The sequence below is a fragment of the Nonomuraea sp. NPDC026600 genome (genome assembly GCF_040638335.1).
In the GTDB taxonomy this organism is placed as follows: Bacteria; Actinomycetota; Actinomycetes; order Streptosporangiales; family Streptosporangiaceae; genus Nonomuraea.
Genome location: NZ_JBEZYD010000001.1, coordinates 552914 through 565335 on the forward strand (window position 1 = coordinate 552914; position 12422 = coordinate 565335).

The following is a 12422-nucleotide window of genomic DNA, read 5'->3' on the forward strand; positions in this document are numbered from 1 at the left end:
TGAGCCTAAAGGTTCTGGGCGGTTTCGTCAGCGATGAGTTTCGTGTCCGTACTGCTCAGCCCGAGTCTGCGCCGGTTCACCTGCTTGTTCTCCTGCCGGAGCTCGCGGACGGTCCTGGCCACGAACCGCAGCAGTGCCGGGCGATCGGTGCCGGGGCGCAGCAGCGCTCGGGCCGTCCAACCGGCGAGGCGCGGCGTGGTGAGCGCCTCGGCCGGGCGGATGATCCGGGAGTAGACGTCGAGGAAACGGGTCATCAGGGCGGGGTCGGCGCGCAGGGCGCGATGCATCTCGACGTCGAGCGGGCCGACCGGGTCCGCGCGGCCGGTGCGGTCGGTCCAGTAGAACGCCTCCAGGCACTCCCGGTCCCGCCGCCGCTCCCACTCCGCGAGCACCGCATCCGTACCGCCCATACCACCAGAAACGCCGGTATTGACAGGACCCGAACCGTCGGGCAGGCCCGCGAGCGACTCCCCCAGGAGGCGGCCGAAACGGAGGGCGTCGCGAATGCCCTGCGCGGTGACCGGGTCCTTGAAGTGCCCGGCGTCTCCGACCAGCGCCCATCCCGGCCCCGCCGACACCCGGAAGTACGACTCCAGCCCCGCCGCGCCGAACACGCGAGACCGCCGCGCACACCCCCGCAACCGCTCCCCCAAACCCGGCAACAGCTCATCGATCGTCCTGTCGTACTCCTTCTCGGGATATTTCCGGAAATTGGCGGCGCGTGCGTCCGGCGGCATCAGCAGCACCAACGTCAGCCCACCGTCGCACGGAAAGGCGGTCCCCAGCTCCGCCCCCTGCCGCCACTGCGACGCGACCGCCCGCAGCGCCTCGTGCGGATCATCGAAGTAGGCGTAGTAGCAGGCCCGTCCGTCCCTCCGGCTCAGGTACGGGTCAGCCGCCCCGACGAGACGGGCCACCGTGGACCGCCGGCCGTCGGCCCCGACGACGACCGGCGCGCGCAGCGCGTAGGAGCGCCCGCCTCGCTCGTTCACCTCGACCCCGGCGACCCGCCCCTCGGCGGAGAGCAGCCCGGTCACCCGGGTCCCCTCACGCACCTCCGCCCCCGCCGACCGGGCGGTCTCCACGAGCGCCAGATCCAGCCCGGCCCGCCGGACGCACATCGCGTACGAGATACCGTCGACGGCGCTGTACCCGCCGGCGGCCCGCACGCCCGGGATATCGACGGAGGCCAGCGGCAGCCGGGGCGCCCCCAGCGCCGCCACCCGGTCCAGCGCGCCGAGCCGGGCGAGCTCGGCCAGGCCGCCCGGCCACATGAGGTGGGTGGAGATCGTCGGCGAGGGGAAACGCGCGGAGTCGACCGCGATGACCTTTCGCCCCGCCTTCGCCAGGGCGATGGCGGCGGCCGACCCCGCACACCTGGCGCCGACGATCACGACGTCAGCGTCCGTCGCGGCCACCGAGCGCCGCGCACGTCCCTCGGTCGCGGCCACCGGACGTGGCGAAAGCCCCTCCGTCATGGCCATCGGGTGTCGCGGATGTCCCACTTGTTGGGCAGGCCGAGCCGGTACCGCAGCTTGTCCTCGGCCTTGTCCAGCTCGAACAGCGGCGAGCGGTAGAGCTGATGCACCGAACACCGCGCCGCGCTGGACCCGGCGGCGTCCAGCAGGGCGTTGACCGCCTGGCGGGCCCCCTGGTTCGCGCCTTCCATGGTGGTGACGTTGATCGGCGTGCGGACCCAGTCCCCGGCCAGGAACAGGTTCGGGATGGCGGTCCTGGAGTCGGGCCGGTCGCTCCAGGAGCCGGGGTGCTGGATGAACAGCGGCTCGTCGTTCGTGCCGCTCTGGATCGCCGGGTCGAGGAACCAGGAGTGGAGCAGGTCGTCGGTGACCTCGGGGATGTGGGCCTTGATCTCGCTCCAGGCCTCGGTGGCGATCTCCTGCGGCGTGCAGTCCTTGGCCTGCTTGCCGTTGAACGTGCCCGGCGTGAACCAGTCGGAGATGATCGTGGACAGGCAGTCCTTGACGGTGCCGTCGCCGTACGTCGAGAAGTCGCGGTTCCAGAACTGGGCCTGGCTGATCGAGGTGACGGCCCAGGCGGAGTCGACGTAGTTGACGTGGCCGGGGGTCAGCGGCAGCTCCTTCTTGAGGTAGAACATCAGGCCGTTCATCCAGTCCTGCCGCAGCCGGGCGATCCCGGCCAGCCTGGGGTCGGCGGCGACCAGCGCGGGCGTGATGAGCCGGGTGGCGCGCTCCGACGGCATGGCGACGATGAACCAGTCGGCGCTGATCGTCCCCGCGGCCCCGGCCGTCGCCCCGATGATCCGCCCGCCGGACAGGGTGAGGCCGTCCACGGTCCAGCCGACGTTGAACTGGACGCCCTTCGAGCGGAGGTAGGCCACCCACGGGTCGATCCACATCTCGCTGGTGGCACCGTCGAGCACCCGGTCGATCGATCCGCCGGGCTCGTTGCCGAGGCCGAGGGCGCTCCACAGCGTCGCCTCGCCGACCAGGCCGATCGAGTGGGTGCTGGCGTCCTTGGACTTGGTGGCCGCGAGGTTGCGTACGGTGCCGTCGGCGACGATCTTGTTGTACTCGTCGGAGAACCAGTCGGCCCGGATGAAGTCGGCCCAGGTGATGCGGTCCCACTGGCCGAGGCGCCGTTCGTCGCTGCTGGTGGCGTACACGGCGATCTTCTGCGCGAAGAACGACGCCTCGGTCAGCGAGATCTTGTAGACGGTCTGCAGACCGGAGATCAGCGTCGAGATGAGGCTGCCGAGCGAGTAGATGCTGGGGTTGGTCGGCAGGGGGAACGGGAAGGGCGCGGTCAGGTCAGGGCGGTCCTGGCGGGCCAGCAGGTAGGAGGTGGCGCGGGTCAGGTTGCCCCAGCAGCCCTGGGCGTTGCCGGGGAACGGAATGCGCCGCATCGTGTCGGTGAGGTCGAAGTAGAAGCCGGGGAAGAAGCGGAAGCCGTGCTCGCCGGGTAACCCGCCGGGCGCCTCGATGCTGCGGGCCTTGCCGCCCAGGGCCTTGCGCTCGTACACGGTGACCTCGAAGCCGCGTTCGATCAGCTCGTGCGCGGCCGACAGCCCGGCCACACCGCCGCCCAGGACGGCCACCCGCTTCCCCGGCGCCTGCGCGGCGCCCAGGACGCCGACGGTCGCGGCCGCTGCGGTGATCTTGAAGAAGTCTCTGCGCGTCCCCTCACTCATGTCGCCTCCAAGGCGTGAGGTGGCTTTGCAGAGATTCGTAACACGTTGTTGGCGCTCCGCCAATAGGGATTGACGGAGCGCCAACCGGGAAAAAATCCGGCGTGGAACGGATGGACCCCGACGACCGCCGGCAGCAGATCCTGGACCGCGCGCGGACGATGTTCCGCGAGCGTCCCTACGGGGAGGTGTCCAACACCGAGATCGCGGCCGCGGCCGGGGTCAGCCGGGGGCTGCTCAACCACTACTTCGGCACCAAGCGCGAGCTCTATCTGGCGGCGGTGGCCGAGCTGCTGAGCGTGCCGCCGGTGCCGGTGCCCGAGTACGTCGAGGGCGCGAGCGTGCGCGACCGGGTCTGCGAGAGCGTCCACGGCTGGCTGGAGCTGCTCGAACGCAACCAGGAGACCTGGCTGGCCGCCCTGGGCACGGGCGGCGACCCCGAGCTGGAGCGGATCGTCGACGCGGCCAGGGAGCGGGTGGTGGACCACATCATCGAGGTGGTCGGCCTCGGGCCGGTGGCCCGGTCACGGCCGGAGGTGCGCGGGATGCTGCGCGGGTTCAGCGGCATGGCGGAGGCCACCTCGTCGGAGTGGCTCAGGCGCGGGCGGCTGACCCGGCGTCAGGTGCACGTGTTCCTGGAGGAGGCGCTGGTCGGGCTGCTCGTCGACATCATCCCGCGCGTGCTGGACGACCCCCCGCCGTGAGATATCCGGCCAGCAGCGCCTCGGCCGTGGCCGCCACGGCGTCCTCGCGCGGCAGGAAGTCCGGGCTGTGCAACCCGGCGCCGGTGTCGACGCCGACGAACATCATCAACGACGGCATCACCGACGCGTAGGCCGCGAAGTCGTCCGCGCCGCACGAGCGCAGCTCCTCGGTGACCGTCCAGCCCTGGTGCCGCAGCAGTTCCCCGCTCTGTACGGCCAGCGCGGGGTCGTTGGCGAGCACCGGCTCGCCCAGCAGCACGCGCACCTCGCCGTGGCAGCCGTGCGCCCTGGCCACGTCCTCGGCCACCTGGGTGAACCGGTCGTGCAGGCCGCGGCGCCACGACTCGGACATGGTCCGCAGCGTCCCCCTGGCCACGGCCTCGCCGGGGATGGCGTTCGGCGCCGTACCGGCGTTGACCATGCCGAACGTGACCACGGTGGGCACCATCGGGTCGGCGGCCCGGCTGACCAGTTGCTGGGCGGCCACGATGATCTGGGACATGGCGACGACCGGGTCGCGGGCCAGGTGGGGGTAGGCGGCGTGGCCCTCGGCACCCCTGACGGTCAGCTCGAACTCGTCGGCCGAGGCGTTGACCGCGCCCGGCGTGCAGGACATCACGCCGGAGGCGAGCACGGGCTGGACGTGCGCACCGATCATGGCCCGTACCTGGTGGCGGTCGAGCACGCCGGACTCGACCACGTCGAAGGCGCCGGAGGGGTTCGTCTCCTCGCGCGGCTGCAGCACCACGACCAGCGGCGCGACGGCGTCCCAGCTCCAGTAGGCCGTCTTCTCGGGGGAATCCACGCCCTCGTCCACAGCGGCGCGGACCTTCGAGACCGCGCGGGCCAGGGCGACGACGGCGGCCAGGTGCACGTCGTGGCCGCAGGCGTGCATGGCGCCGTTCGTGGCGGCCCAGCGGACGCTGGTGCGCTCGGCGATCGGCAGCGCGTCGAGCTCCCCGCGCACGCCGACCGCGGGGCCGGGGCCGCCGATCCTGATCACGGCGCCGGTGCCGGCCACGTACTCCACGAGGCCGCCCGACAGCGCGTCGAGCACCCGCTTGAGCGTCGGCCCCTCCTTGCCCGACACGCACGGCTGCGCGTGCAGCTCCCGTCTGAGCTCCGCGGCCGCGGGCAGCTCGGCCCGCAGCGCCTCGCGCAGCAGTTCCCCCGGACTCACTCACGTACTCCCCTCGTCACTCCTGTCTCCCCCGCCTGCCCATTCCTCCGCGTTCCTCACGTTCCCGGGCCCAGGTCGTACACGCGGCGGGCGTTCTCGGCCCCCACCATGGTCGCCACCCGCACCGCCTGCGCGGCCGACCACTCGCCGTCGGCCACGAGGCCGCCGAGCACCCGCCCCATCGCCCGCCGCCACAGCTCGGCCCCGAGATGGTGCAGCTCGGCGGGCCCCCAGGCGTCGGAGGAGAAGAGGATCTTGGCGAACGGCGCCAGCTCCAGGCTCTCCGCCACCAGCCCGGCGCTGCGCGCGCCGGTGTAGGTGACGCCCAGGCCCACGTCGAAGTACACGTTCGGATAGGCCTGGGCGAGGAACCCGGCCTGCCGCTGGTACGGGTAGCAGTGCAGCAACAGCAGCGGCACCCCCGTCGGCTCCGCCAGCTCGATCAGCCCGCGCAGCAGCAGCGGATCCGACCGGCGCAGGTCGACGTCGGGATCGCCGAAGCCGGTGTGGAACTGCAGGGGCAGCCCGAGCTCGAGACCGGCCCAGATGATGTGGCGCAGCAGCACCGGGTCCCGGAGCCGGCCGCCCTCCGCCAGCCACCGGCCCGCCGCCTCGGCCACCTCGTCCGGGCCCGGCGGCGCGGGGTCGAAGTCGAGGCCGTGGCGGTAGGCGGCGATGGTCTTCAGGCCGCGGGCCGTGCGGGCGCGTTCGTGCAGCGCCTCGGCGAACCGTCCGGCGAACCCGGCCGCGTCACCGCCGGCGACCTGCTCGGCCACCGACTCCAGACGGACGATCTCGTCGGCGGGCTTGCCGCTGGCCTCGGCCATGCCCGCCGGGCTGAGGATCTCCTCGCCCCGGTAGCCGGTCTCGACGAGGAAGTGGCCCACCCCACCGGCCGCCAGCAGCCGCCTGTTGACCTCGGCCGCGCCCAGCCTGGCCCGCCTGGCCAGGTATTCCTCGGGCGTGGCGTACGGGTCGAGGCCGAGTACCGGCGCGCAGTGGCGCAGGATCGCGTGGCCGCTCTGGGAGTCGAACTGGGTCATCCAGTGCGGCACCGGCCGGTCCGACTCGGTGATCAGCTCCTCGAACGCGGTGCGCGTCAGGTCGCGCGCGGTGGCTCCATGCACGTGGTGGTCGACCAGGGCGAGCCGTTCGATGGTCTCCACGAGGTCGGTCATTCCCCCATTGTGGGGGTCACCCTTCTGAGGTGACCCCCACCGCCTGAGGTCAGGCGGCCGCGGTGGCCGTCAGGCCGCCGCGTTGGCCGTCAGCGCGACCGTCGCCTGGCGGGTGACGCCGCTGACCGTCAGCGCGACCGTCACCTGCCCCTTCCGCAGCGCCGTGAGCGTCCCCGTCGCGGGGTCGAACACGGCGACGTCCCAGGGCTTGGCGCTCTGCCGCGAGCCGATGTGCAGGTTCGGCGAGCCCGACCACGCCACGGACACCGGGTAGGCGGCGGGCACCACCCGGGTGCCCTGCGTGAGCGTGGCCGTCACGGCCGCCGCCTTGCCGACCTGCACGCTCGTGGGGGCCGTGAGCGTGAGGTCGTCCACGTGCGGCCGGACCTGGGCGCCGAGCCAGTCGGGCGCGTCGGCGAACCAGTTGCGCTTGACGTGCTCGGCCTCCTTGGCGCTCACCGGGTCCACGCCCCACAGCGACCAGCCGGTGAAGCCGCCGTCGTCGGCCGCGGTAGCCGGGTTCTTGCCGGAGTTGCCGTTGATGAAGTACGGCACCGCGTCGACGTGCGCGGCGTTGAACGTGCCGACGTGGGCCCCGATGTAGGCGGCGCCCTTGCCGGTGCTCCGCTGGAAGTCGGCCAGCCAGCCCTCGACCAGCGCGGCCTCCTTGCGGTCGCCGAGCTGGCTGCCCTTGCCGGGCGTGGGGTCACGCGGCGGCACGTGGAACAGCACCGCCACCGAGCCGACCGCCGCGTCACGGGCCGCCGCGTCGAGCTGGGCACGGAGCAGGGCGACCTGGTCGAAGCCGCCGCCCCGGAGGTTCAGCCGGGAGGTGTCGAGCGTGACGAACCGCGTGCCCTTGTGGTCGAACGTCTGGTAGGTGTCGCCGAAGACGGCCTTGAAGTTGTCGATCTTGCCGCCCATCACCTCGTGGTTGCCCGGGATGTAGTGGTACGGCAGCGTCCCGCCGAGCTCCTCGTCGAGGATCTTCTTGGCCAGCGCGAAGTCCTCGGGTGACGCCTCGTCCACCAGGTCACCGTTGATCAGCAGGAAGTCCGGCTTGGCGGCCTTGATCTCCCGCAGCGTACGGCGGGCGTTCTTGACGATGTCGCTGTCCGGGTCGCGGGCGACGAACTGGGCGTCCGACATGACGGCGAACCGCCACGGCATCCTGGCCACGTCGGGCTTGACGACCGGGTCGGCGACCTTCTCGGCGGGCGGCGCCGTCACCGACGGCGGCACCTTGGCCACCAGGCCGTCGATGAGGATCTCGTTGGTGTACTTCTGGTCGGCCTTGGTCTCGGCCACGTAGAAGCGCCGCAGCTTGAGCGGGTAGCTGATGCCGGGCGGCACGGCGAACTCGACGTACTTCCAGCCGGTCCAGGTCATGTACGGGCCGCGCAGGATCTGCGACTGCCCCTGGCCGTCGTAGAACTCCAGGCTGGGCCACTCGCCCTTGCCGGTGGAGTTGATCCACAGGCCGAACGCCTGCGGCTGCCCCGCCACCTCGATCTGCTGCGGCGGGCCGGCGTAGGCGGCGCGGGTCGCGGTGGACTGGGTGAAGTCGTAGGACAGCTTGAGCCCGCCCCCGCTCTGGCCGGGCGCGGCCGACAGCGAGCCGGTGGCCCGGGCGGCGGCGAAGTTCCACTGGGCCGCGTCCTCGAAGTCGGCGACCGGCCTGTCCTCGAAACCCACGGTGACCGGCACGGCGGTGCTGATCTTGCCGACCTTGGCGGTGATCAGCCCGGCCGTGGTCGCCTTCTTGGACTTGACGGTGAAGTAGCCCTGGTCGGCGGGCGTCACCTCGAAGGCGTCGTGGTCGTAGTCGAGGGTGAGGTCGGCCGGTTCGATGGGCGCGGTGTTGCCGTTGTGGTCGTAGCCGACGACGCCGAACGTGGCCGTGCCGTCCGTGCCGGCCAGGCCGACCCGGTCCACGGTGGTGCCGAGGCGCCGCAGCGGCTGCAGCACGGTGAGCTCCAGCGTGCCCTTGGCGCCGCCGCGGGAGGCGGTGACCGTCGTCTGGCCGGGGAGCAGGGCATGGAATCTGCCGTCGCGGATGACTCCGTGGACCGCCGGCTCGGCGCGCCAGGACGGGGTCCCGGCCGCCGGGCCGTACGTCTCGTCGTAGCCGGCGGCGGTCAGCCGCCGCGTGAGGCCGGGGAAGACGCGGTCGGGGCGGCCACCGGCGACGGGGGCGGCGCCGGGCGCCTTGGCGGGGTCGCCGGCCGTCTCCAGCCAGAAGCCCTTGAGCCTTCCGCTGCCCTCGGGGGCGAACAGGGCCAGCCCGTTCGGCACGTGGCGCTCGCCACCGTCGGACGGGCTGTTCTCGACCTGGACGTCGGCGGAGCCGGGCTCGCGGGCGAGCATGGTGGAGGAGCCGCCGCCGTCGAGGTTGAGCGCGTTCGCGGCGCCGAGCTCGACCATCATCGCGGCCAGCTCGTTGAGCGTGACGCCGCGGCTGTCGGCCTGGCGGCCGTCCACGGTCAGCAGGTACATCTTCCTGCCGTCGGCGGAGAAGCCGACCGCGGTGCGCGGGTGCGCGGCCGGGTCGGTGGAGTTCTGCGCGGCGCCGTCCTTGACCAGGACGTAGTTGCCGCCGACCGCGGCCTTGACCGCCTTGCCGTCCGACGCCTTCGGCTGGTACTTCACGTCGACCTTGTCGCCGGACTTCAATCCGGCCAGGGCCGCGGCTCCGGCGTCGCGGCCGAGCAGGATCGTGGTGCCCGCCGGGATCGGGCCGGTGCCGGGCGCCTGCCGTACCGCCGAGACCACCCCGTCCACCAGCTCGACCTCGGTCACGGCGGTGGCGCCCTCGACGGCGCGGGCCCGGTTGTAGGAGCCCCACAGCGGCGTGAACTGGCCGATGCCGCCCGCCTGGACGATCTGGTTGAACTGGGTGAGCGTGATCGGCGCGCCGCCCGCGGGGGTGGCGGTGCCCTCGAAGTACATGTTCAGCACCCGTCCGAGGCCGTCGCCGGTGATCGCGACGGCCTTGTCATGGCCGGAGGCGGGCGACTGGACGAGCGCGCCGTTCTGGATGCCGATGCCCAGGGCGGCGCCGGAGCTGTTGATGTCGAAGAAGTCGCCGTTGACGGCGGCGACGGCGTGGGCCCGTTTGGCGGGCCCGGACAACGGCTCGGTCTTGGACACCTCGCCGGAGTAGACGTAGTCGGCCTTCGCGGCGCCCAGATCGGCGGTGACGGCGTCGGCCCGCAGCCAGCCGAGCTCGTCGTAGCGGTCGAACGAGGTCAGCGAGATGCCGGGGGCCACCGGCCGGGTCTTCTTGGCCGTCTCCAGCTGCTTGCCGGTGACGGCCTGGGTCAGCAGCGTGGAGGGGGGCGGGTAGGACGACGCCTTGAGCGCGTCCTCGACGGGGGGTTGGGGATCTGCCTGCGCGGGCGCGGCGATCCCTAAGACGAGCGCGGCCGCGGCGGCCGCGTAGCGGAGGGTGTGCACGACCGAACTCAATCGTTCGTGGTTATAACTTTCAAGACTTGACGGTGAACTAAAGAAAAATTTCAGCCTGTACGCACTGTGGGGCCTCTGTTATCCGAGGTGCGTCTGCGGCGGCAGGGTAGTCACATAGAGCTCCAAAACCACCCATCACTGGCGTTGCGCCTCTCATCGGCGCAGACTGGAAAGACGGCGATCCCGTAGAGCAGCACCTGTGGAGCAGTGGAGCACCCGTGGACAATCAGCTTGATCACATGCCGGTTCTGTCACGCGGCAGGCATCGCAACCCGAAGCGCGGCGCCTGTTTCATGGAACTGGCGTCCTACCTAGCCGGAGAGCGGTGGAGTGACCACCCGGCCTGCACGCACCCTCTGCTGGCCGCACTCGCCCGCTTGGTCAACGACAACACCAGCGACGCGAACCGGGGCCGGCTCGTGCGCCTCGTCCCCTCGATCATCGACCTGGCCTCCGACGACCTCCGGGTGGACGCCCGCATCGCGCTGCGGTGCGCGACGACCGCGCTGCCGGTCTCCGCGGCCGAACGTCAGCTCGCGCTCGCGGTGTCGGTCCTGGCGGCCGAGGAGATGCTGGCCCGGCTCGACGGCGGCCCGTCGGATCAGCAGAGCTCGGGCCGGTTCGGCTCGATCCCGTTCGGCTCCGGCCCGTTCAGCTCGGTCCCGTTGAGCGAGGAGAGCCAGCTCGCGATGGCGCAGGTCCCGCACGCGGCGGAGCAGGCCAGGCGCTTCAGCCGCGCCGCCCGGATCACGGAGAAGGGTTTCCGCAGGTACGCCGCCCCGAACGCGGTGCAGCTCTCGGTGGTGGGCATCGTCCAGGCGTGCATCTCCGACCCGGACACCCTGCTGCGCAACCTGCTGACGGGCGTCATCGCCGACTGCACGGCCCTGATCCGCGGCACGGCCGCCGAGACCCCGCGCCTCGCCACCCCCACCCGCGTCTGACCGCCCGCTGGGGAGGCGCCCCGCCTCCCCACCGGCTCAGGCGTCGAGCAGCTCGGCCGGATCGAACGACGCGGCGAACGGCTCCGAGATCGTCAACCCCTCCCCCGCCCCGGCCCGAGCGGTCACCTCGTAGTCGCGCTCACGACGAAGCTCCCGTCGATCAACTCGATGCGCTCCCCGGAGTCGGGCAGCTTGAGCCAGTCATCGACGGTGTAACCGGCAGCGTGGGCCAGCGGGACCCTGGGTCAAGCGCCGCCGGTCGCCGCGCCACCCTCACCGATGTGGATCCGCGCTGAGCTCGGCTCCCGGAGCGGGGTGGAGCGGCGGGGTGGCGCGGGCGTAGGCGGTGGTCGACTCGGCCGGGGTCATGTAGGAGCGGAACAGTCCGGCGGGGTCGTAGACGGCGCGGATCTTCTCCAGACGGATGGCGTTCTCCGGGCTGAGGCCGTGGTCGAAGCGGTCGGCCACGTTGTTGTCGGAGAACTGCAGGCCCTGGGACAGGTGCTGGATCTCGCTGAGTGTGCCGTGAACCCACCGCTCGCGGCCGAGGTCGTCCGCCGGGTCGGTCCAGCCGGAGTTCGGGGAGAGATACACCTTGGCCTGGGAGGACCAGCACGCGCGAGGGGTGGTGGGGTGGTGTCCCCAGAGCATCCACAGGACGAAGTCGTTGTCTCCGGGGATCGTGTCGAGCATCCGGCGGGCGGCGCCGAGGATCTCGCTCGCCGGTCCGCCCGCCCAAATGCCGTCGAGCGCCCAGCGCAGCCCGGCGGGGGTGAGGCGGTCGGCGATGTCGTACAGCTCCACGATCGAGGTTTCCCGGTTGACCGTCGCGCGGATGGCCCGGTCGCGGAAGGGGATCTGTTCGAGAGACTCAAGGAGGTCCTCGCCCGTCTCCTCAGTGCAGAACGCGGTCGCGGTCAGGGACGCGGCGTGCACGCCGAGACCCGGTGTGAAGCCGACCTTCGCCGAGATCTCCACGGCCGGTGACAGCGTCTCCAGATTGTCGTACGACCACCGCAGCAGCTCGTCCCGCAGCTCCAGCGGATAGGTGTGCACGGTCCGGAGGATCTTGGTGGCGCGCGGATGGACGTCGAGGTAGAACCGGGTGACGACGCCGAAGAAACCGGGGCCGCTGCCGCGCGCCGCCCAGAGCAGGTCGGGGTGGTTGTCGTCGTCGGCGTGCACGAGTTCGCCGTCGGCGAGGACCACGTCGATCGCCCGGATGCTCAGGCAGGCGGGGCCCCAATAGCGGGAGTTCCAGCCATACCCGCCGCCGAGGATGAAGCCGCCGATGCCCACGGTGGGCGCGTGCCCGGTGGGGAAGAACAGGCCGTGCTCGTACAGGAGGTCGTTGAGTGCCGGCCCCTTGACCGCCGGCCCCACCGCGGCGACTCGACCGGGGACGTCCAGCTCGATGTCCTGGAGGCGCGACAGGTCGATCAGCAGCCCGCCATCACGCACGCCGTTGCCGACCCAGCTGTGGCCGCCCGACCGGATGCCGACCCGCAGCCCTTCGGCCAGGGCCAGCCGGACCGCCCGGACCACGTCGTCCTCGGTTTCGGCCATGACGATGACGTCAGGGTAACGGTCGGGCTTGCGGGCGTTCCATACCGCGTCGAGCCGCGCCTGCTCGTAACCGATCTCGCCCCGCCGCAGTACGCTGCCCGGAGCATGGTCGGTCATCGGATCGGACAAGGCGCCTCCTTGGTTGAAGACGGACATAGCGCATGATGAGTACCGGAACCTGGACTGTACTGTCGACACTAAGCCGCGTCAACGTTG

General features: G+C 71.7%; 8 protein-coding genes. 2 read left to right on the forward strand and 6 right to left on the reverse strand.

Features of this window, described 5'->3' with window-relative positions; all coding sequences use genetic code 11:
* Nucleotides 1–5 precede the first annotated feature (5 nt).
* Together AB0F17_RS02525 and AB0F17_RS02530 are read right to left on the reverse strand one after the other, a co-directional pair.
* Complete coding sequence (locus AB0F17_RS02525; protein WP_358014956.1) at nucleotides 6–1478, reverse strand: FAD-dependent monooxygenase; 1473 nt, start codon at nucleotides 1476–1478, stop codon at nucleotides 6–8.
* Entirely contained in the window at nucleotides 1475–3169 is a 1695-nt protein-coding gene (locus tag AB0F17_RS02530) for an FAD-dependent oxidoreductase (protein ID WP_358014958.1), read from the reverse strand. Before AB0F17_RS02530 ends, AB0F17_RS02525 begins: the two co-directional genes overlap by 4 nt.
* Before the next feature lie 110 nt (nucleotides 3170–3279).
* Here AB0F17_RS02530 and AB0F17_RS02535 point away from each other — a divergent pair, with 110 nt between their 5' ends.
* Entirely contained in the window at nucleotides 3280–3870 is a 591-nt protein-coding gene (locus AB0F17_RS02535; protein WP_358015662.1) for a TetR/AcrR family transcriptional regulator, read from the forward strand.
* On the opposite strand, the gene AB0F17_RS02540 is transcribed toward AB0F17_RS02535, so the two are convergent.
* The 3 genes from AB0F17_RS02540 to AB0F17_RS02550 all read right to left on the reverse strand — a co-directional run bounded on the left by AB0F17_RS02540 (nucleotide 3836) and on the right by AB0F17_RS02550 (nucleotide 9684).
* A complete protein-coding gene (locus AB0F17_RS02540; RefSeq protein WP_358014961.1) occupies nucleotides 3836–5050 on the reverse strand; it encodes a M20 family metallopeptidase in 1215 nt (404 codons plus the stop codon). The two genes, AB0F17_RS02535 and AB0F17_RS02540, sit on opposite strands and share 35 nt — an antisense overlap.
* Before the next feature lie 56 nt (nucleotides 5051–5106).
* Nucleotides 5107–6228, reverse strand: coding sequence for an amidohydrolase family protein (locus AB0F17_RS02545; RefSeq protein WP_358014964.1), 1122 nt, complete (start codon nucleotides 6226–6228; stop codon nucleotides 5107–5109).
* A 69-nt stretch (nucleotides 6229–6297) separates the two neighbouring features.
* Complete coding sequence (locus AB0F17_RS02550) at nucleotides 6298–9684, reverse strand: phosphodiester glycosidase family protein (protein WP_358014967.1); 3387 nt, start codon at nucleotides 9682–9684, stop codon at nucleotides 6298–6300.
* Between the two features lie 230 nt (nucleotides 9685–9914).
* Here AB0F17_RS02550 and AB0F17_RS02555 point away from each other — a divergent pair, with 230 nt between their 5' ends.
* A complete protein-coding gene (locus tag AB0F17_RS02555) occupies nucleotides 9915–10640 on the forward strand; it encodes a hypothetical protein (protein ID WP_358014970.1) in 726 nt (241 codons plus the stop codon).
* Nucleotides 10641–10913: 273 nt separating this feature from the next.
* Here AB0F17_RS02555 and AB0F17_RS02560 read toward each other — a convergent pair whose 3' ends face one another.
* The gene (locus tag AB0F17_RS02560) at nucleotides 10914–12335 is read right to left on the reverse strand and encodes an FAD-binding oxidoreductase (RefSeq protein ID WP_358014973.1); all 1422 of its coding nucleotides are present in this window, start codon (nucleotides 12333–12335) and stop codon (nucleotides 10914–10916) included.
* Nucleotides 12336–12422: the final 87 nt, after the last annotated feature.